This is a genomic window from Bacillus sp. FSL K6-1145 (assembly GCF_038003425.1).
Taxonomy (GTDB): Bacteria; Bacillota; Bacilli; order Bacillales; family Bacillaceae; genus Bacillus; species Bacillus pumilus.
The window spans coordinates 1009995-1029465 of the sequence record NZ_JBBOPC010000001.1; the positions used below are offsets into that span (position 1 = coordinate 1009995).

Sequence of the window (19471 nt, forward strand, 5' to 3'; positions counted from 1 at the left end):
TTTTCTTTCATATTCATTTTATCCCTCCAAATATGATAGGTTGTGATTTTCATATCGTAATACGGATGAAATAAAATGAATCAGTATGGATCATTTGATTGACACATAATGGGGATCGCACACTTTATTTTCAAAAAACGTAGATCAATCGATAACGCAGCTGATGGAGCAGGCTTTAGAGGGAAAACCTTTGAATCAGCCAGTGATAATCTGTCCTTTAATAGAATAGAAGAGGCATATTTTTTGAAAATAGAGGTGTTTTCACAGCGTGTATTTCTTCATCGGAGATGGATGGAGAAATAAGACTAGGTGTGCTCGTTTCTGCTTGTGTAGCAAAAACGACATTTGAAAAAGGAGAAAACATGACGATGAAACTAACCAATATGAATAGGGAACGCCTTATCAACCATCCTCCCCCTTTCATCATCAATTTCTTTCCTCATTTACTATATAAAAATATATTTTTTGTTTCAACAATTATGCTTATTTTGGTATCAACTGATCTTGAAATTTTTTACGCAGAGGAAAAGGGATTATTCGGGTTGAAATGGAAGTAAGTTGTGTGTTTAAAAGAAAAGGGGGATGCATGATGACATATATCAATTGTCAGCTAGACGGGGATATTTTTGAAATCGTTTTCAACAGACCAGATGCTTACAATTCATTTCATGTGGACATGTTTGCTGAATTCAAAGAGGCATGTGATGCGGCGGAGGAAAGTAGTGCAAAAGTCGTTGTGATCAAGGGTGTGGGAAAAGGATTTTCAGCAGGCGGAGATATTGGCATGATGCTTAAGCAGGAAAATGAAGAAGATTTCCATCGTGTGATGGATCTGATCGAGGGGATTACGCTTTCTCTTGCCGGTATGAAAAAAGTGACGATTGCTCTTGTCCACGGGTCAGCGGCAGGCCTTGCTTTTAGCTTTGCTTTAAGCTGTGACTACTTGTTTATGCATCAAGATGCAAAGCTCGCCATGAATTTTAATGGAGTAGGCTTAATACCAGATGGCGGAGGACACTTTTTCCTTACAAAAAGAGTCAGTGAACAAACCGCGAAACAATTGATTTGGAGCGGACAAAAGCTTCCTGCTGAAGAAGCGCTAAAGCTGGGCCTTGCAGACGGCGTGTTTCAAGAGGAAGTCGATGCGTATCAAAAGGTATGTGTGAAGCCGTTTATGAACATGCCGCTTCAAGCATTTATCGAGACAAAGCTAATCTATTTCCAGCAGTCAGAATCACAGCTATTAGCCGTTCTTCAAAAGGAGAGGGCAGCACAGGCAAGGCTGAGGCAAAGTCATGATCATAAGGAAGGCATTCAGGCCTTTTTAGAAAAAAGACGACCTGTGTTCCAGAATGTATAAACGGATGTGATGCCGGCGAATGCCGGCTTTTTTAACGTTCAAATAAAAGTAGCTTGCCTGCATCATCAACGAGCCGATGAGAATGCTTCGTGTATTGCTGTTCGATTAAGCGATGGCGACCTAATTCCTTTGCCTTTTCATCACTATCCGTTGTGATTTTTTCATTTAATAAAGTCTCACCCGATGGGTCAAATACAGTTAAAAAGTATGTCTTCTCCATTCCTCATCTTCCTTTCCTCTACTTGTCTATGTAATTAAACAAGGAATAAGATAAAACCTCTTTTTTAGCCCTTAAAAATGTGTTTTTTAGAATGAGAGTGATAGAACGTGCATTCGCAAAAATGGCATGATAAAATATGGACAATGACAGTATCGGACAAGGAGATAGACGTTTGACTAAGCTCACCTTTATTCATGCCGCAGATTTACATTTAGACAGTCCATTTGCAGGAATGTCGAATATCCCTAGCTTACCCTTTAAGCGGCTCAAAGAAAGTACATTTCAAAGTGCGAAGAATATGTTTGATCTCGCCATTGCTCGAGCAGTAGACTTTGTGCTGCTGAGTGGAGATTTATTTGACGAATCCAACCGTAGCCTGAAAGCACAGCTGTTTTTAAGAAATCAGTTTCTAAGACTGCAAACTCAAGGGATTGAAGTCTTTATTATTTATGGTAATCATGATCATTTAGGCGGTGAATGGACACCGATTGAGTGGCCTGAGAATGTGCACGTTTTTTCAACCAGTACCCCAAGTGAGCAATCCTACTATAGAGGAGATCAGCTTGTCGCAAGTATTTATGGATTTAGCTACAAGGAGCGTGCTGTCTATGAAAATATGACCTCACATTACGTCAAAACGACAGATGCTGCCTTTCACATTGCGATGCTTCACGGTACATTAGCTGGACAAGAAGGTCATGACGCGTATGCACCTTTTCAGCTTGAGCAGCTCGTTTCCCGAGATTTCGATTATTGGGCGCTTGGACATATACATAAGAGAGCCCTTCTGCATGAAGACCCGTTGATTATTTACCCTGGTAACATGCAGGGCAGACATATAAAAGAAACAGGAGAGAAAGGCTGTTACGTTGTGCAACTCTCCGAGGATTCTGCGACAGCGGAATTTATGAGCTGTGTAGATGTGATGTTTGAGACACTTGCAATAGACATCACAGAGACGGTTCATATGACGGATCTTGTGATACTTGTGGATAACAAAATCAGTGAACTGAAAAAGGATGGCGTCCCTCATTTTGTGAAAATTGAATTGACGGGTGAGGCACCACCTTACTTTGAGCATACGCAGCTTGAGTTGGTTGAGGAGCTCATGATCGTTCTTCATGAACAGGAAGAAGATGAAGATGTATTCGTTTGGGTGATCTCGATTGATTGCCGAACAAATGAGGATGTCGCCTATCCAGAAGATTCTTTTTTAAAGGAACTCACTGCTGAAATTTCACAGTTTGAGGCATATGAAGAGCTTCTATCACCGATCAAGCGTCACCCAACCTATAGAAAGTCAGGCAAAACTCTCACAAAAGAGGATGAGGTGGATATAAAAGAAGAAGCACAAAGGCTGCTGACAGAACAGCTAAAGCAATTATGAGAAAAGGAGAGGCACAATGAAAATACGTTCACTCCATATCGCCCATTTCGGGAAATTTTCAAATCGGACCTTTCACTTTTCTGATGACGGTTTTCAGCTAGTTTACGGCCTGAATGAATCGGGGAAAACGACATTGAAAACGTTTATTGAATCGATGTTATTTGGTTTTCCGAAAAACAAGATGTACAAGACGAAACAGGGTTCTTTTTATGGCGGTTCCCTCACTTGCCAAGATGACGAGTTAGGCGTTATTCACATTGAGAGAACATCCGACCGCGGTGGTCAAGCACAGGTGTTTTTACCGAATGGTGAAGTGAAAGACGAAGCTTTTCTACAGACACTTTTAAAGGGAACGGATCGCAGATTATATCAATCAATCTATTCATTTGATGTGTTCGGACTGCAAAATGTCCAAGCCTTAAATCAGGATCAGATAGGCGAATTTCTACTTTTCTCAAGTTTATTTGGCTCAGATGCAGCCACCAAGATGGATAGCAGGCTGCTAAAGCAGCAGGAGCAGCTGTTTAAACCAAATGGTCGCAAGCCTGAATTAAACCAGCAGCTTGATCATTTAAAAGAGCTAACAGGTCAGCTGAAACAAGCGAGATTGATAGAAGGTAGCTATACCGAAAAGAAACGGGAGCAATCTGAATTAACGGAGACTATCGAAAAGCTTCAAAATGAAATGAAGCAAGCAGAAGAACACCTTCAGAAACTGACTGAATCCATTCAAGTGTATCCCATGATTGAGAAAAAAGTGGACTTGAAAAAGGAATTAGCCAGCTATCCAGACCGGGTCAAACGTTTTAGAGCAGAAACAGAGCATGAGCTGGATAAACTAGAATCACACCTTCACCCGAAAAAGGCTCAATTGACTGCACTGAAACAGAAGTTAGAACATTTGCAAACCTCACTCGTACAAGTTCAACCGCTCTATGACAAAGATACCTTAATGGAGATGAAACGAGTTGTAGATGAAGCATCTAATGCTGAGCTTGTGAAAAAGCGCATAGCAGGGTGTCGAGCAAACCGTGATTCATTGAAACAAAAAATCGACGAAGCGGTAGCAAAGCTAAAGTGGGAGCGCCCGATAAAGCTCGAACAAATCGACGATTCGCTTGAATTTGAGTGGGAATTAAAGGAGACTGTCACTCAATACGTCCGTCTCATGGACAGAAAGGCACAGTTAGATGAACGATTTGATCACGCAAGACATGAGCTGGACGAAGCAGAAGCCGCTTTAAAGGGATTAAAGGAACAGCAAGTGAGACTGCACGGAACAGAAGATGATGCGAAGGGGACAAGAACGAAAAAGAAACCGATTCATTCCCGGTCGTGGTTATTCCGAGGCTTGATCGCATTTGATGTGGTGTTTCTGTGTGTTCTATTCTTTTTAACAGAGTGGTGGATCACGCTCTTGTTTGCGGGATTTTCTGTTTTTCTCTTCTTTGTCATTTACTCATTCAGTCAAATGAGCCCTATGAAACAAAGAAGCGGCGAAGACGCCTTAGATTCCTTTCAAGTGCAGGCAGCTTCAGCTGAAACACTTATGAGGCAGAAGGAGCTGCTGTACGAAAGAATCATCCGGCAATATGAAGACTGGGAGCTAGAGCTAGAGCCTGTCCAGCAGCAAGTAGAGGAAAAGAAGAGACAGCTTGGCTTGTCGTCTGAGCTTTCTTTCCTAGTAGAGGCCTTCCATATTCTAAAACAATTAAAAATGAATACAGCGGCATATGAGGAGCTTCAGCGTGAAATAGATGTGCTCTCCGATCAGCAATCGATTTATGAGCGCAAGGTTTCAGCGTTAAGCAGTCTCCTTCAAAATAAGGAAGGAACTATTCAGGAGAATATTTCAGCCTTTCAAGAGATATTGAAAGATGAGGCGAAAAGAGAAAAAGAACGCCAGACATTACATGTATCCATTCAACATGCGATGCAGCAGCTCTCGACACTAGAAGGTGAAATTCAATATTACGAAAAACAAACTGACGAGCTTTTTCGTCAAGTAGAAGCAGAGTCCAAAGAAGATTACCAAGTGCTTTCTCATCTATCGAAAGAATACCGGAAACGGCTTTCTGAGCTGCAGCAGCTGAATCAAGAGCTTCATAGAAGCGGTTGTTTTGATGAGGAGGAATGGATTATTCATAAAGGACTATCTCTCCTTGAGGAGGAGTGTGCAGAAGCAAAGCAGCACCTTCATGACGTTCAATTGAATGCGGAGAATATGGAAAAGCGTTTAGCAGAACTAGCGGTGGAAATCCGGCAAATAGAAGCTTCTGGAACAGTGTCTGATTTGACTCATCAGCTTGCCGCAGAGCAGGAGCATGCGAAGCACCTTGCAAAAAAATGGGCGGCCATTCAGCTTGTCCGCTCCGTCATACGAGAAAAATTGAATGAGCATAAAGAAACAAGGCTGCCTGCATTGCTTCAAACAGCCTCTAGTTTTATTCAACCGTTAACAAATGATCGTTATGAAGCGATTTTATTTTCACCTGAAGATGACTTGCTCATGGTGAAAAGAATGGATGGACGAATATTCCGTCCTGAGGAGCTTTCACAGGCAACGTGTGAACAGATCTATCTGGCGATTCGTTTTGCGCTTGCTTTGTCTCATCAGCAAGATTGTCAGCTTCCGTTTATGATGGATGACAGCTTTGTTCATTTCGATCACGTTCGTCTAGGCAGAGTGCTGGAGATGATGGACGAGCTCACACGCTTTGAAACACAGCTGTTTTATTTCACCTGTCATGAGCATATGAAGCAAGCAGCAGAAGATGGACAGGTTACGAGTTTAGTTGTTGAATGATTGACAAATAATGACTTATGTTATACTTATATGAGCAGAAACATGGAAGGAGCTTTTATTGAATGGCTAAAGGGATCATGACCTATGATGTCGGCGAACAAGTTGACCTGCATTTATTAATTAAATCATCTACTAAAGGGATTGCGAGTAATGGCAAACCATTTTTAACGTTAATTCTTCAAGATCAAAGTGGAGATATTGAGGCGAAACTATGGGATGCGAAGCAGAATGATGAACAAACCTATGCCGCACAAACCATTGTGAAGGTAGTAGGCGATATTCATCATTATCGCGGGAGGAATCAGCTGAAACTTAGGAATATACGCCCTGTTGCTGAAAATGAGCAAATTCGAATCGATGATTTTCTCGAAACAGCTCCTATTCCAAAACATGATATGATGGATACGATTATGCAATATATCTTTGATATGAAAAACCCTAATATACAGCGTGTCACAAGACATTTGCTGAAAAAATATGGACAGGAATTCGCTGACTATCCAGCAGCGACAAAAAACCATCACGAATTTGTCTCTGGTCTTGCTTATCACGTGGTGTCTATGCTGCATTTGGCTAAATCAATTGTGGATCTATATCCATCACTAGATCGAGATCTTTTATATTCAGGCATCATTCTTCATGATTTAGGAAAAGTCAAAGAGCTTTCAGGCCCAGTCTCAACCACCTATACTGTGGAAGGCAATTTAATTGGTCATATTTCGATTATGGTGACAGAAATTGCGAAAGCTGCTGAAGAGCTTGGCATTGATTCAGAAGAAATTCTGATTCTACAGCACTTAGTACTAAGTCATCACGGCAAAGGAGAGTGGGGCAGCCCGAAACCACCAATGGTGAAGGAAGCCGAAATTCTCCACTATATTGATAATTTAGATGCGAAGATGAATATGATGGATCGTGCGCTTGAGCATGTGAAGCCAGGAGAATATACAGAACGTATTTTTGCGCTAGAGAATCGTTCATTTTATAAACCAACCTTTCACGAATAACCATGTCAAAACGTCCGCTTATGCGGGCGTTTTTTTCATAACTTGTCTTCTTCTCGCATAAGCATGTAACACAAAGGAAGAGAGCTGTTCTGAAAAAAAGGAGGCGATGAAAAAATGTTGTTTTTTCCATGGTGGGTGTATGCATGTATCATTGGCATTATTTTCTGTGCGTATAAATTAATGACAACGGCCAAAGAGGAGCAAGAGATTGATCAATCCTTTATTGAAAAGGAAGGAGAAATTTTTATCGAGCGAATGGAGCAAGAAAGAGAGCGCAGACGACAGGGACAGCAAATGAAAAGATCCCAAGATACGGCGGCACAAGAAGATCACTCGATTGCTTAATCAGGTGATATAAAAATCCCTCTGCCCGATCACGGCAGAGGGATTTTTTGTGATTATTGGTTTTGTTGTGGTTGTTGATTTTGTGCGGGTTGTTGAGACTTTTCTTTGAATGTGTTTTCAAGTTCTTTATCTTTTACTTTCACATCGGCATCTTTCACCAATTTGTTTAAGATCGTTTGGATTTCATTTGTGTCTGCTTGTTTTTGATTAAGTAGTTCTTTTTTCAAGTCTGCTTTCATGTCATCGTATTTACCGCGTTCTTCGGTCTTTTTAATGATATGGTAGCCGAATTGTGATTTCACTGGTTTGCTGATTTCATTCACTTTTAGTTTGAATGCAGCTTTACTGAAGTTCTCGTCCATTTGACCTTCTTTTGCGAACCAGCCTACATCGCCGCCTTGTGCAGCTGAAGCGGTATCAGTTGAATATTCAGACACAACAGCATCCCATTTTTCACCTTTATCTAATTTCTTTTCCACTTCGTCAGCTGTTTTCTTATCAGCTACTAAAATGTGGCTTGCGCGGATTTTCCCTTTTAGGTCATCGTAATACGCTTTTACTTCTTTATCAGTGATTTTGATGTTAGCTTTGGCAGCCTTTTGAGTCAGCAGCTCATATTTCACTTGATCTTTGATGTAATCTTTTCCGAATTCATCTTGAAGTTGTTTTAAACGATCTTCACCAAGTGTCTTTTTATATTCTTCCATTTTCTTATCAATTTCTTTATCAGATACTTTGTATTTGTCAGCAAGAACCTTTTGTTGAACAAGTAGATTTAAAGCATCTCCACCTGCTTGTTTCTTAAGAGTCGTATAAAGCTCTTCTTTTGTGACATCTCCTGATTTTGTTGTTGCGATGACATCTTTATCACCGCTACTGCATGCGCCAAGAGTTAAAACACTAACTGCTGTTACAGCTGCTAAAGCCATTTTTTTCATTCAAAAAACACTCCTAATCTTTCCAATTTATTTATCATTGCTTGTATCATAACATATTGTGACACGCTGTAAAAAGAAATGCAAATGGGAGGGCATTCGTCTAGTCAAAAATTTGCGCGCTACATACACATATAGTGATCACAAAAAGGAGGCTGAATTATATGGGAGCAGGATATTCTAATGGGTTTGCTTTATTGGTCGTGCTATTCATTTTGCTGATCATCGTTGGTGCAGCATATCTTTATTAATTAAATCGCTGTGACAGAAAGGAGCCGTCCTGCCATGCGTGCGGGCGGTTCTTTTTTCAAACGATGACAGGTGCCTAAACGTTTTCAATTTTATAGCATACACTGAGCTTAGAACAGAGGAAGAACTGGCAGGAGGTGTTTTTTACATGGGAGGAGAAGTCTTCGCTGGCGGTTTTGCACTAGTCGTCGTGTTATTCATCTTATTGATCATTATCGGTGCATCTTGGATTTGCTAATTAATGAATATACACAAAAAGCTGCCCTCAAACTGGCAGCTTTTGCTTTGATCTTAAATAGATATGGTAATTTCAACAAATGATGAGATCAGTAAGATCAGTATCGATACATTGATAAAGCGAAACACCTTATCTTGCCGTTCTTCAGGAATCTCTCTGACAAGGCATAATGTATTAGTAAGCCTGTTTATTGAATACACAATAAACGCGGCAAAGACGATGAAGTAAAATAAAACTATCGGAGATCCCCCCTCTCTATGCTATTCCCATACTACATTACCAAATTTTTTATGAAAAAGATAGAAGTTGGCTTTAAAAACCTCATGATGAGGATGTTTGGTCAACTAAAATATCAAACTCGTCTTGGGCTTGATCGATGATGCAGGATTTAGGTGCTTTGAGCAGTTTCCATGCAAATAAAAAGTCAGGCAAACAATAGCCTGCATGAATACTTGCGATGATGATAAAATAGTGTGCATACATAGGAAACGCCACACCTAACACAAAGTAAACCGGTGAAATCACACAAAATGGACTGAGAAGTGAATAAAGCATGATGTTCTTTGGTACACGCTGCCAGCAATTGCGTTTAAATAGCGTCATTTTTTTCTTGTTTTTCATCACTGGGATCAAGTGAACCACGCGGTGGACAAGCAATGTCACAAGTAAAAGCATCGCAAAAAGCGGTGCGTTGTGACTGCTTAGTCTCGTTTCAGGATGAGTCAGTTGAAAACATAAAAAAGCCGTAATGAAAAAAAGTATAGCAAGACTTATGGCTGAAATCAGCAGTCTTGTATAACCATAATCCTTTTCAAGATTAATGGTTTTCCAACAATTCATTTTTCATCCTTCCAATCTTAAAAAACTAATTGAATATCTCAAGATAATTTACTCTTCCTGAGGATAAAAATCAATGGTTTTCATGAAAAAAAATAAAATGTTGTGTTCACATGGAATAAAGAGAGGAAACTTTGGATTTTTCAAGAAAAAAAGACAGAAGAGGGAGGTTCGTCTCTTTCGTCAATGAGTAATTTCGGCTAGAATAGAAAGACTAAGAGAAAGAGGGAACGTACATGAGTATTGAGGAACGAATGAGCCAGCTCGAATATTATATGGAACTTTTGCTGACGGCGACCGATATGAGCCGTTATCCATATTATGCATTATTGATCAGGCAGCGGGTATCGAAGGAAGAGGCGCAGGAAATTGAGCGTATTTGTGCTGAGCTTTCAGAGGAAATGGACAAGCAAAAAGCACAAGGCTACGTCATGTTTGACGATATGCTTGCGCTTTTTGCAGGACAGTTAATTGAAAAGCTGGATGTGCATGAGACGATATTTGCATTGCGTGATCAAGGGCTGTTTCAGCCGTTAATGAATGAATTTATAAAGATCATTAAACAATTTGATTTGCTTTATTAGCCGCTTTTTCTGCTGCATCAGTTGAGTCTTCAAGTTCCTCAGGTTTTTTCGTGACTTTTCCTCGCTCATCCAAAAAGTCCTTCTCAATGTTTGAAAACGATTTCTCAAAAATCTCCATGAAGTCCTCACCATAGATGTTTCGGATAATACACATCATTTCTAAAATCTCAGGGAACTTTCCGTAAATGTCATGAAGCGGCTGTGCGCCTTTGACAATACCAGTTCGTGCCGGGTCATAATCTTCGAGTAGTTTATGGAATGTCTCTTCGCCTTTTGGCGTTAGCTCAATATACGTATTGCGTTTATCGTTTAACTTTTTAGAAAATTTTAAAAATCCTCGTTCCTCGAGTTTCTTGGAGAAGTTAAACGCCGTTGATACATGCATGACGCCAAACTTTGCAATTTCTGATATTGAAGCTCCTTTTAATTGATACGCAATCCACAAAATATGATGTTCATTGATATTTAGGTTATACGGTTTGATCCACTGCTGCCAGTCCTTTTCAATGGATTTCCAAAGAGCTTTGCTCAATTGGGCCATTCTTTGACTGAATAAAAGTGCTTCTTTTACATCGAAAGGCTTTTCCGAATGATTCATCCATTTCACCTACTTCTCTTTTTCTTGTAATTCTATTATGCCAATAAAATAAAGATTAATAAAGCTGAAAATTCAAGAATTTTTAAAACTCATGAAAAACATTGACAAAATAACCTTTTTTCAACAAAAAAAGTGCGGGATACGCACCCCGCACACTTTTGTAAACGAATATTTTTTCTTGAGTATATTAGTTTTGTAAGGTTTTCTCCAGTTGCTTGAGCTTTTCCTCAATTTCCTGAATTTCCTTTTGCAAGTCCTGCTGGTGAGGCTTGATTTCTTCACGCCATTGCTGAATCGATGTTTGTAATTCAGTTCCGACTTCTTTAATGACCTCTGCGCTTTCTTTTGCTGTTTCAACAATTTGCTCTTTTAAAGCCTGTCCATCTCTTTTTAATCTTGTCAGCGTATCTTCGAATTTGTCATAGCCATCTTTCATCTTTCCGCGCACATCTCTGCCAGAAGAGGGAGTCGTCAGGAGCACTGCCGCACCTCCGAGGAGACCGCCTACAAATAATCCTGTTAATAAAGAACGTCCACTAGCCATTCAAATCACCTCTAGTCAAATTTTACACATTCGCATGTTCTCTCTGAGCTGACGATCAGCTTCATTGAACTTCCATACATAGCTTGCTTTATTTTAGCATACTTTTGAAGAAAAGGGAGGGGAGAAGGTTGTCTGTCTTTCTGTTCGTTTTTACGTGTATCGGTGTCGTTTTTACAGGTGGTTCTATTCATTATGCAAGACAGCTGGGATATGCAGGGTCTTATCCGCCAAAACATGTATTAAAGCAAAAAGCACTTGTGTGTGCGGCAGGTGCAGGAATTTCGCTCCTCATTTTGCTGCTGACCCTTTTTCTTTTATAAAAGTATGAAAAAAACCTCTTCATCTATTATGAAGAGGTTCGATTATTTGTTAAGCAACTTCTATCATTCTTGCACGTCTGAGAATGGACTGAGCAATTGGGAAGACAAATACCATGGCAATGGTATTAATCACGGCTGCTGGCAGGACGACGCCTACAAGAAGTGCCGGTAATGCAGCTGGCAGTCCAGTGATCAGTAATGCGGCAGATAGGAAAATCACGCCGGATACGATGGTTCCAATCGCAGTTAACACAGCGGTTAGCACTACTTTGTTCTTTATCTTCATGCAAGATAAGAAAAGGGCTAAGAAGATAAAAGCTGTTACTGGTTTATCAATCATATTCGGAATTTGTCCGCCTGGGAAACCTGTTGTTAATGCAGAAATGGCGCCTGTTACGAGGGCAATAACCACTACATGCTGTACCTTTGGGAAAAGGATGATGCTTAAAAACATCATAACCAGCATCATATCAGGTTTCATTCCGAAAAAGATGGGCGGGAAAATCGTATGCAAAACAGCTCCCATTGCTGCAAGCAATGACATAATGACTAATTCTTTTGTTTTCATTTCTATGCTCTCCTCTGCTAAGCTCTTAGAACTCTCCAATAATATGGCTCATCATTTATTGCAAGAGTCATCACTTTATATTTCTCGTTATTATAACAAATTTATTTCTCTATAGAAAAGCTTTTTTACTCATTTTCTTGCTGGAACTTTTTCATAAAGTCCGCAAGCTTTTGGCAGTCTTCAATCGATACCGCATTGTAAATAGATGCTCTGCATCCACCGACAGAACGGTGGCCGGCAAGTCCAACCATTTGTTCCTGCTTTGCTTTCTCTACAAAGGAAGCAGTGAGCGCATCATCACGAAGGGTAAATGTGACATTCATATGCGAACGGCTGTCAGTGCGTGCGTGTCCTTTGTAAAAACCGCCGCTTTGATCAATTGTGTCATAGAGAATGCCTGCTTTTTGTTCATTGCGTTTTTCCGCTGCTTCTACGCCGCCAGCCTGTTTAACATGCTCAAGGACAAGAGACAGCATATAAATCGCAAAAGTCGGTGGTGTGTGATAAAGAGAGCCAGCTTTTGCGTGTGTTGAATATTTTAATATTTTCGGTGTGCTGCTTTTCTCTTTTTCTAATAAACGTTTGCGCGCGATCACAATCGTGATACCAGAAGGCCCTAAGTTTTTTTGTGCCCCAGCATAAATGAGATCAAATTGAGAAACATCGATTTTTTTGCTGAGAATATCACTGGACATATCCGCAATGAGCGGTAATGATGTACCAGGGAACGTTTTCCACTGAGTGCCGAAGATCGTATTGTTTGATGTGATGTGTAAGTAAGCGCCATCTGTTAAACCGGAGGCATCTACTTCTGGAATATACGAGTAGTTGTCGTCTTCACTTGAAGCAAACACAGATGTTTCACCAAACCCTTTTGCTTCTGATAATGCTTTTTCTGACCAAGCGCCAGTTTGAATGAAATGAGCCGTTTCGCCTTCATGTAAGAAGTTCATCGGAATCATCGCAAATTGAAGGCTAGCTCCGCCCTGTAAAAAGAGGACTTCGTAATCTTCAGGAATGTCCATCAGTTCCACCAACAGTGCTTTTGCCTTATTGTGGACTTCTTCATATTCACCGCTGCGATGAGACAGCTCCATCACAGACATCCCAGTTTGTTTAAAATCAACAAGTTCTTCCTGTGCTTTTTCAAGCACTTCTAGCGGCAGTGCCGCCGGACCAGCATTAAAATTCGTCGTTCGCTTCATCACAATCTCTCCCTATTTCTCGCGTTAATGGATCAAAAGATAAAACCATCCTATCACAAATTTGAAGCAATTGGACAAAAAATTTGAATCGTTTTAAATATCTTACTATTAAGAAATGAAGGGGATAAAAAGGGGTGGAAATGAGAAAAACCTCATCTATTAAGATGAGGTAAGGCGCGTGTGGATGGCAGAAGAAATCTCTTTTAAATCCTCTGACGTGTATTGATCTTGATGTGATTTCCATACGGCACCAAAGCCATCGCCTTTGCCGTAGCGCGGAATGATATGCATATGGTAATGGAACACAGATTGTCCGGCTTTTTCGCCGTTGTTGTTTAAAAGGTTTAATCCAATAGGTTCAAATTCCTGTTTGATGGCTCTTGCAATTTTCGGAATCGCTTGGAAGTAGTGATTAGACACTTCTGGTGTCATTTCGTAGATGTTTTCTTTATGTATTTTTGGGATTACAAGGGTATGCCCTTTTGTTACTTGGCTAATATCTAGAAAAGCCAATACATGCTCGTCTTCATATACTTTTGCACATGGAATGTCTCCATCAATGATCTTGCAAAAAATACAATCGCTCACGTCATGTCACTCCTCATTCATTTTCCTTCATCGTATCACAAAAATGAGCAAAAAAGAAAACAGGACAAGCGAACTCCTTTGGTCGCTCATCCTGCTCCTGCAGAAGAAATGCTGATGCTTTCATTCGATATGCCTTTTGAATTCTCTATTTACTGAAATAAAGAATTCATATGCCTGCTATTTCTGCCGTAAACACCTCATTTGACGTTTTGGTTTGTCGTATACATATTGTATAGGACACAAAAATCAAGAATCAGTGAAGCAAAACAGAAGCTAAGGTTTTTAGATGAAAAACCAACTTGTCATGCGGTTCTTTGCCTTTAACAAACACCTCATTTACTTATTGGTCATCAAGTTCATTTCTTCTACATACATTATGATGACCAAGATGCCTATTTTTTATTCTTGACTTGTCTATAGGTAAACATTTCAAATTACCTTTCGTTTTTGTTACTATAAAGGAAAAACGAAAGAAAGGAACGAATTCATGTCCCTTCTCACTGTAAAAGATGTAACGGGTGGATATACGAAGAATCCCGTTCTAAAAAATATCTCATTTGAATTAGAAAGAAATCAAATCGTCGGTCTCATCGGCTTAAACGGGGCGGGGAAAAGCACAACCATTCGCCATATCATCGGACTCATGAAACCGCATAAAGGTGTTATTGAATTGAATGGACGAACCCTTCAAGATGATCAAGAGGCGTATCGTTCGCAATTTACGTTTATTCCAGAAACACCTGTATTATATGAAGAATTAACTTTAAAAGAGCATTTAGAGCTGACAGCGATGGCTTACGGACTGTCAAAGGAACAATTAGATGAGCGTCTGCCGTCATTGCTGAAAGAATTTCGAATGGAGAAACGTTTGAAATGGTTCCCTGCTCATTTTTCAAAAGGAATGAAGCAGAAGGTCATGATTATGTGTGCGTTTCTTGTTGAACCGGAACTGTATATCATCGATGAACCGTTCTTAGGGCTTGATCCTCTTGCGATTAATGCACTGCTTGAACGGATGAATGCTGCAAAGAAAAACGGCGCTAGTGTCCTGATGTCAACGCATATCTTGGCGACAGCTGAACGCTATTGTGATTCCTTTATTATTTTGCACGAAGGGGAAATTAGAGCGAAAGGAACACTGACAGAGCTGAGAGAACAGTTCAATATGAGAGATGCGACACTCGATGATCTTTATTTGGAATTAACAAAGGAAGAAAGCTATGAGTAAAACGACGCAAAGCATTTGGAAATCCCGGTTAGCGGAACACATACAAGATACAAGAAAATATTTAAAATACATGTTCAATGATCATCTTGTCATTGTGCTCATTTTTTTCCTTGCAGGCGGAGCGAGCTGGTATAGTAACTGGCTCAAACAAATTCCAGCTCATTTTCCTTCCTACTGGGTCATGGCAGTTGTTTTCTCATTGGTGCTGACAAGCTCTTACGTGCGGACGTTGATCAAAGAAGCAGATCTCGTGTTTTTGCTTCCTTTGGAAGGGAAGATGGAGCCTTATTTAAAACAAGCTTTTAACTTTAGCTTCATTTCTCAGCTGTTTCCTCTCATTGCCGTATCTATTGTTGCACTTCCGCTTTATTCGGCGGTGTCTTCAGGCGGCATCAAGATGTATGTGCTTATATTGGCGCAAATGATTTTGATCAAGGGTCTGAATACAGCGATTCAATGGAGAATGACGTATTTTCAAGGAAAACAGATGAGATGGCTTGATGCATTCCTTCGTTTTCTATTGAATATGATTTTAATCTATACCGTTTTACAGGCATCTTATGCAATCGCAATCGTTTTTTATCTCATCTATGGTGCCTATCTCGTTTACTTAACCAATGCAGTCAAAAAGCAGCCTTTTCAATGGGAATTGCATATTTCTGACGAATTAAAACGAAAACAGCGTTTTTATCGTTTGGCCAATTTATTTACAGATGTGCCTCATTTAAAGAAACAGGTGAAAAGAAGAGCTTATATGGACTGGCTTTTACAGTTTGTTCCGTATGACCAGCGTAAAACTTTTTCTTATATGTATGTGAGGGCGTTTGTACGCTCAAATGACTATTTTGGTCTCGTTTTTAGGCTAACTGCCGTGTTTGTGCTGATTATTTTGTATACAGGTGCAGCAGGCTGGGTGGGCGCGCTGCTTGTCTTGTTCACCGTGTTCATCACAGGTGTCCAGCTTGTGCCGTTAACGAAGCACTTTGCCCATCTTTCATTACAGGCACTTTATCCTGTTGCTCAGCAAGAAAAGGATCGGAGCTTTTTTGTTCTCGTCCGTAACGTGCTCATCATCCAATCGATATTGCTGAGCTGTTCAGTACTACCGGCAGGAGGATGGCAGGGAAGTGGACTTGCCCTTCTGATTTCACTGGCATTTGTGCTTGTTCTCTTCAAGCCTTACGTACTCAGTCGATTAAAAAAGATGCGATAAGCAGAGATATGTTTCTGACAGCGAGCGTATGATGACATCAAGGAGGGGACCGGATGAATGCAGCTGAACGGGAGTTATATGAAGAAGCCATTCTTTTTCAAACACGATTTTTAAGAAGACCTTCAAAGATCGAACGGTTTTCAAAAGGAGTTCAGCAGCAGGTGAACCGCCGAATCCCTGCCAGGTTTCATCAAGTCATCACAAGTGCGGTCAAAACAATGGTTGAATCCACCGTATCAGGATCTCACTTCACTTCATTTTCGGTCATTGATGAGCAATTATCCATCATTGAGCGAAATGAACTGGCAAAGGAGAAAGTGAAGTACTATCAAAAAGCAGCTGCGATCGAAGGAATTGGAACAGGTGCAGGTGGTATTTTGCTCGGTATGGCAGACTTTCCGCTGTTGCTTAGCATCAAGATGAAATGTCTTTATGAACTGGCATGTATTTATGGCTTTGATTTGTCTCAAAAAGAGGAAAGACTCTTTTTGCTCTGTATATTTCAACTTGCCTTTTCCGGCAGTGCGCATCGTCAAAAAATGATGAGTATCATAGATGATTGGGAAACGAGCCGTGAGAAAATGGATTGGTACAGCTTTCAGCAGGAGTATCGAGATTACATTGACCTAGTGAAGCTGTTTCAATTAATGCCGATTGTCGGAGCCGCTGTTGGCGGTGTGGCAAATCATCATCTGACAGGACAGCTCGGAGATGTCGCTCGTCATGTGTTTCACTTACGGGTGTTGAAAGAAATGAAATAGAAAAGCCGCTGTTTGCCAGCGGCTTCAGCGTGTAGACAAACCCTCGCATTCGTTGTCAGGTCTGCGCGCTTGGTGCTCACGAATGTTCAATTCGCTCCGCGCCAGTGCTCGCCCTTCCTAGACTGCAAAGGTTTTCTATCACACTGAAAAGAATGAAAAGAAGACAAAGGGCTAAAACCCTTTGTCTTTAATCTAGAGCCGCTGTTTTCCAGCGGCATTTTTTTTATTCATCATAGGAAAGGACAGCACGGGCGAGTACCTTTGCTGCGATAGGCATTGCTTTTTCGTTGATATCAAACTTCGGGTGGTGATGGGGATACGCGTCTTCACTGTTTTCCGGCATGGCGCCTGTGTAAAAGAAGGTACCAGGGACATGCTCAAGGTAGTAAGCAAAATCTTCTCCGCCCATTTGGGTTTCCGCTTCTTTTACTTCTGTGACACCATCTGTTTGTTTTGCGATGTCAGCAATAAATTCAGTTGGCTTTGGATGATTTTTGACAGCAGGATATCCTCTCACATATTCATATGTGTAGCCGGCATCATGCATGTCGCACACCCCTTTTACGACCTGTTCAATTTCTCGTTCGATGGTGTGTCGTGCACTTTCTTCAAAGGACCGTGCAGTACCAGTCAAAACTGCAGAATCTGCAATGACGTTAAAAGCATTCTCTGCTACAAAACCTCCAACAGATACAACAGCAGAATCAACTGGATTGACTTTACGGGCAACGACTTGCTGCAAGTTTGTGACGATTTGTGAACCGATAAGTACAGCATCTTTCGTTAAGTGAGGCTGGGCGCCGTGTCCGCCTTTCCCCTGAACTCGGATAGAGAAGCGGTCGGCAGCTGCCATAAAGTTTCCGCTTTTATAAAGAACCGTGCCACAAGGCTCTGGAGACCAAAGATGCGTCCCGAATATGACATCGACACCGTCTAAGCAGCCGTCTTCGATCATTGGTTTTGCACCGCCTGGCGCATATTCTTCTGCATGCTGATGAATGAGGACGATTTTCCCTTTTAATTGATCACGGTGCTCATTCAAAATTTTCGCTAAGACAAGTAGTGTCGCTGTGTGCCCATCGTGCCCGCAGGCATGCATCACACCGGGCTTTGTCGATTTGTAAGGCACTTCCTTTTCATCATGGATAGGAAGCGCATCGAAATCAGCCCTGAGGGCAATCGTCGGGCCCGAAGAAGCTCCTTCGATAAAGGCGAGTACACCATGGCCGCCCACCTGTGTACGTGTTGGTATATGTAATCTGTCATAGTAGCTGGCGATGAAAGCGGCTGTTTCTTCTTCCTGGAAAGAAAGTTCAGGATTCATGTGGAGATGGCGTCTAATTTCAACCATTTCCTCATAATGTTCATCAAGACGTTCATTGATGCTTTTTTGTAAAGTGGATATTGTCATTGACTTGAAAACCTCCTTCATGCTCTTTTACTGATTGTATGGTAATTGTTAGAATCTTTCAACAGAAGAGAATGTCGTATGCGCATCAAAAGGCCATTTTACATAAAAGTCGAAGGTGCTATGAAGCGGAGAAAGGGAGGAATTGTATTGGGAAGCTGTCCAAATTGTTCAAAAGCGTTTTCTTTCGTTGAAAAGTTTCATTTATCACATACGAAAATGATGATGTGTCCAAGCTGTCGGCATCAAATCAAAGAAACCTTTGTATCAAAAATGATTTTTTTCATGATCTGTTTGATTCCGCTATTGGTGATGCTCATTCAATTGAAAGGGGCTTCACCTATGCTGAAGTGGCCGATCTTATTAGGATGGATCCTATTGAATTTCTATGTACTTCAGCCGATCATTCATCGGTACGAGCTGACATCACGACGATAAAATGAAGAGCCCAGCGATTGGGCTTTTTTTCATAAAAAAATGAAGTGCTGAAAGCAGCACTTCATTAATTGTCTGTAACGGCATGATAGGATGTGAGATAAGCAGGACGAGAGAAGATGGAGCCAGTATCATCGTTTGGCTGAAAGAATGCTTCTGATTCTTGAAAGTCTTCAAATAAGTCCTCTGATGCCCAGAGTGTCATAATCAAATACACTTCTTCATCTTTTTTCGGTCTTAAAACACGAAGAGCCTGGAAGCCCCGCTGATGTTCTGAAATGTTCGTCTTCTTCTGAAAAGTAGATTCAAACAGTGCTCTGCTTTCAAGCTTCACAGGGATATGATTCAAGGTGACGAAGCCAGGTTGGACTAGCTCACCTTTCGCATAGATCACATCATAGGCATGAGGGGCTTTAAAAACAGTCTCGCCCTCCGTCTCATGGAAAAGAGCTGCTTGTTCTTTTCCTACCATATAAAGCAGATTTTCCTGATCGTGTTTCTTTGCGATTTTATGCAAGAAATCTGCTGTTCCATAGGTTATATAGACATTCATCTAAACCGCCTCCCGCTTGATAGTATAACAAAAGAATGATATATAATTCTTTGGTAGTCAATCCATAAAACATATTATGAAG

General features: G+C 40.8%; 24 protein-coding genes. 13 read left to right on the forward strand and 11 right to left on the reverse strand.

From position 1 onward, the window contains the following. The first annotated feature begins 586 nt into the window (after positions 1 to 586). On the forward strand, positions 587 to 1360 hold the full coding sequence (locus MHH41_RS04910) for an enoyl-CoA hydratase (protein WP_080984796.1): 774 nt from the start codon (positions 587 to 589) through the stop codon (positions 1358 to 1360). Positions 1361 to 1391: 31 nt separating this feature from the next. On the opposite strand, the gene MHH41_RS04915 is transcribed toward MHH41_RS04910, so the two are convergent. Further along, the gene (locus MHH41_RS04915) at positions 1392 to 1580 is read right to left on the reverse strand and encodes a YhzD family protein (RefSeq protein WP_003210963.1); all 189 of its coding nucleotides are present in this window, start codon (positions 1578 to 1580) and stop codon (positions 1392 to 1394) included. A 172-nt stretch (positions 1581 to 1752) separates the two neighbouring features. Here MHH41_RS04915 and MHH41_RS04920 point away from each other — a divergent pair, with 172 nt between their 5' ends. From MHH41_RS04920 to MHH41_RS04935, 4 genes are all read left to right on the forward strand, one after another. Further along, positions 1753 to 2967 carry a metallophosphoesterase family protein gene (locus tag MHH41_RS04920; protein ID WP_050945396.1) on the forward strand — a complete coding sequence of 405 codons (1215 nt, stop codon included), beginning with the start codon at positions 1753 to 1755 and terminating at the stop codon, positions 2965 to 2967. A gap of 16 nt (positions 2968 to 2983) precedes the next feature. Continuing rightward, entirely contained in the window at positions 2984 to 5773 is a 2790-nt protein-coding gene (locus tag MHH41_RS04925) for an ATP-binding protein (protein WP_050945395.1), read from the forward strand. A gap of 62 nt (positions 5774 to 5835) precedes the next feature. Next, on the forward strand, positions 5836 to 6780 hold the full coding sequence (yhaM, locus tag MHH41_RS04930; protein WP_003211952.1) for a 3'-5' exoribonuclease YhaM: 945 nt from the start codon (positions 5836 to 5838) through the stop codon (positions 6778 to 6780). Between the two features lie 114 nt (positions 6781 to 6894). Further along, positions 6895 to 7125 carry a sporulation YhaL family protein gene (locus MHH41_RS04935; RefSeq protein WP_003211592.1) on the forward strand — a complete coding sequence of 77 codons (231 nt, stop codon included), beginning with the start codon at positions 6895 to 6897 and terminating at the stop codon, positions 7123 to 7125. Positions 7126 to 7178: 53 nt separating this feature from the next. On the opposite strand, the gene MHH41_RS04940 is transcribed toward MHH41_RS04935, so the two are convergent. Further along, on the reverse strand, positions 7179 to 8063 hold the full coding sequence (locus MHH41_RS04940; RefSeq protein WP_003211354.1) for a peptidylprolyl isomerase: 885 nt from the start codon (positions 8061 to 8063) through the stop codon (positions 7179 to 7181). Positions 8064 to 8224: 161 nt separating this feature from the next. Here MHH41_RS04940 and MHH41_RS04945 point away from each other — a divergent pair, with 161 nt between their 5' ends. Both MHH41_RS04945 and MHH41_RS04950 read left to right on the forward strand, forming a co-directional pair. Continuing rightward, positions 8225 to 8311 (forward strand): YjcZ family sporulation protein, encoded by an 87-nt coding sequence (locus MHH41_RS04945; RefSeq protein WP_008361129.1) that lies wholly within the window; start codon positions 8225 to 8227, stop codon positions 8309 to 8311. Between the two features lie 146 nt (positions 8312 to 8457). Beyond that, positions 8458 to 8547, forward strand: a complete 90-nt coding sequence (locus MHH41_RS04950; protein WP_017360317.1) for a YjcZ family sporulation protein — start codon at positions 8458 to 8460, stop codon at positions 8545 to 8547. Between the two features lie 53 nt (positions 8548 to 8600). Here the strand turns inward: MHH41_RS04950 and MHH41_RS04955 are convergent, their stop codons facing one another. Together MHH41_RS04955 and MHH41_RS04960 are read right to left on the reverse strand one after the other, a co-directional pair. After that, a complete protein-coding gene (locus tag MHH41_RS04955; protein WP_072368131.1) occupies positions 8601 to 8786 on the reverse strand; it encodes a hypothetical protein in 186 nt (61 codons plus the stop codon). Positions 8787 to 8868: 82 nt separating this feature from the next. After that, complete coding sequence (locus tag MHH41_RS04960) at positions 8869 to 9387, reverse strand: DUF3267 domain-containing protein (RefSeq protein ID WP_003210901.1); 519 nt, start codon at positions 9385 to 9387, stop codon at positions 8869 to 8871. Positions 9388 to 9620: 233 nt separating this feature from the next. On the opposite strand from MHH41_RS04960, the gene MHH41_RS04965 reads away from it, so the two are divergent. Further along, entirely contained in the window at positions 9621 to 9968 is a 348-nt protein-coding gene (locus tag MHH41_RS04965) for a YhaI family protein (RefSeq protein ID WP_050945394.1), read from the forward strand. Here the strand turns inward: MHH41_RS04965 and MHH41_RS04970 are convergent. Next, a complete protein-coding gene (locus MHH41_RS04970) occupies positions 9943 to 10566 on the reverse strand; it encodes an HTH-type transcriptional regulator Hpr (RefSeq protein ID WP_251191027.1) in 624 nt (207 codons plus the stop codon). The two genes, MHH41_RS04965 and MHH41_RS04970, sit on opposite strands and share 26 nt — an antisense overlap. Before the next feature lie 187 nt (positions 10567 to 10753). Beyond that, positions 10754 to 11110: a YtxH domain-containing protein gene (locus MHH41_RS04975; protein ID WP_007497160.1), complete on the reverse strand. Its 357-nt coding sequence runs from the start codon at positions 11108 to 11110 to the stop codon at positions 10754 to 10756. 128 nt (positions 11111 to 11238) lie between these two features. On the opposite strand from MHH41_RS04975, the gene MHH41_RS04980 reads away from it, so the two are divergent. Further along, positions 11239 to 11430 carry a hypothetical protein gene (locus MHH41_RS04980; protein ID WP_003211362.1) on the forward strand — a complete coding sequence of 64 codons (192 nt, stop codon included), beginning with the start codon at positions 11239 to 11241 and terminating at the stop codon, positions 11428 to 11430. Between the two features lie 49 nt (positions 11431 to 11479). Here MHH41_RS04980 and MHH41_RS04985 read toward each other — a convergent pair whose 3' ends face one another. From MHH41_RS04985 to MHH41_RS04995, 3 genes are all read right to left on the reverse strand, one after another. Further along, positions 11480 to 11998, reverse strand: a complete 519-nt coding sequence (locus MHH41_RS04985) for a tryptophan transporter (protein ID WP_003212065.1) — start codon at positions 11996 to 11998, stop codon at positions 11480 to 11482. A gap of 125 nt (positions 11999 to 12123) precedes the next feature. Continuing rightward, positions 12124 to 13203: a 3-phosphoserine/phosphohydroxythreonine transaminase gene (gene serC, locus MHH41_RS04990; RefSeq protein WP_003210828.1), complete on the reverse strand. Its 1080-nt coding sequence runs from the start codon at positions 13201 to 13203 to the stop codon at positions 12124 to 12126. A 159-nt stretch (positions 13204 to 13362) separates the two neighbouring features. Beyond that, entirely contained in the window at positions 13363 to 13791 is a 429-nt protein-coding gene (locus MHH41_RS04995) for an HIT family protein (protein ID WP_003212458.1), read from the reverse strand. A gap of 487 nt (positions 13792 to 14278) precedes the next feature. Between MHH41_RS04995 and MHH41_RS05000 the strand changes: the two genes are divergently transcribed. From MHH41_RS05000 to MHH41_RS05010, 3 genes are read left to right on the forward strand one after another with little or no spacing between them, the layout of a single operon-like run. Continuing rightward, positions 14279 to 15019, forward strand: a complete 741-nt coding sequence (locus tag MHH41_RS05000) for an ABC transporter ATP-binding protein (protein ID WP_003212171.1) — start codon at positions 14279 to 14281, stop codon at positions 15017 to 15019. After that, positions 15012 to 16232 carry an ABC transporter permease gene (locus tag MHH41_RS05005; RefSeq protein WP_050945392.1) on the forward strand — a complete coding sequence of 407 codons (1221 nt, stop codon included), beginning with the start codon at positions 15012 to 15014 and terminating at the stop codon, positions 16230 to 16232. The genes MHH41_RS05000 and MHH41_RS05005 overlap by 8 nt, the downstream gene beginning before the upstream one ends. Before the next feature lie 53 nt (positions 16233 to 16285). Next, positions 16286 to 16993, forward strand: coding sequence for an EcsC family protein (locus MHH41_RS05010; protein ID WP_050945391.1), 708 nt, complete (start codon positions 16286 to 16288; stop codon positions 16991 to 16993). A gap of 223 nt (positions 16994 to 17216) precedes the next feature. On the opposite strand, the gene MHH41_RS05015 is transcribed toward MHH41_RS05010, so the two are convergent. Further along, complete coding sequence (locus tag MHH41_RS05015) at positions 17217 to 18404, reverse strand: M20 family metallopeptidase (protein ID WP_268458965.1); 1188 nt, start codon at positions 18402 to 18404, stop codon at positions 17217 to 17219. A 147-nt stretch (positions 18405 to 18551) separates the two neighbouring features. Between MHH41_RS05015 and MHH41_RS05020 the strand changes: the two genes are divergently transcribed. After that, positions 18552 to 18839 (forward strand): hypothetical protein, encoded by a 288-nt coding sequence (locus MHH41_RS05020; RefSeq protein ID WP_223251208.1) that lies wholly within the window; start codon positions 18552 to 18554, stop codon positions 18837 to 18839. Between the two features lie 64 nt (positions 18840 to 18903). Here MHH41_RS05020 and MHH41_RS05025 read toward each other — a convergent pair whose 3' ends face one another. Next, entirely contained in the window at positions 18904 to 19389 is a 486-nt protein-coding gene (locus MHH41_RS05025) for an antibiotic biosynthesis monooxygenase family protein (protein ID WP_050945389.1), read from the reverse strand. Positions 19390 to 19471 lie beyond the last annotated feature (82 nt).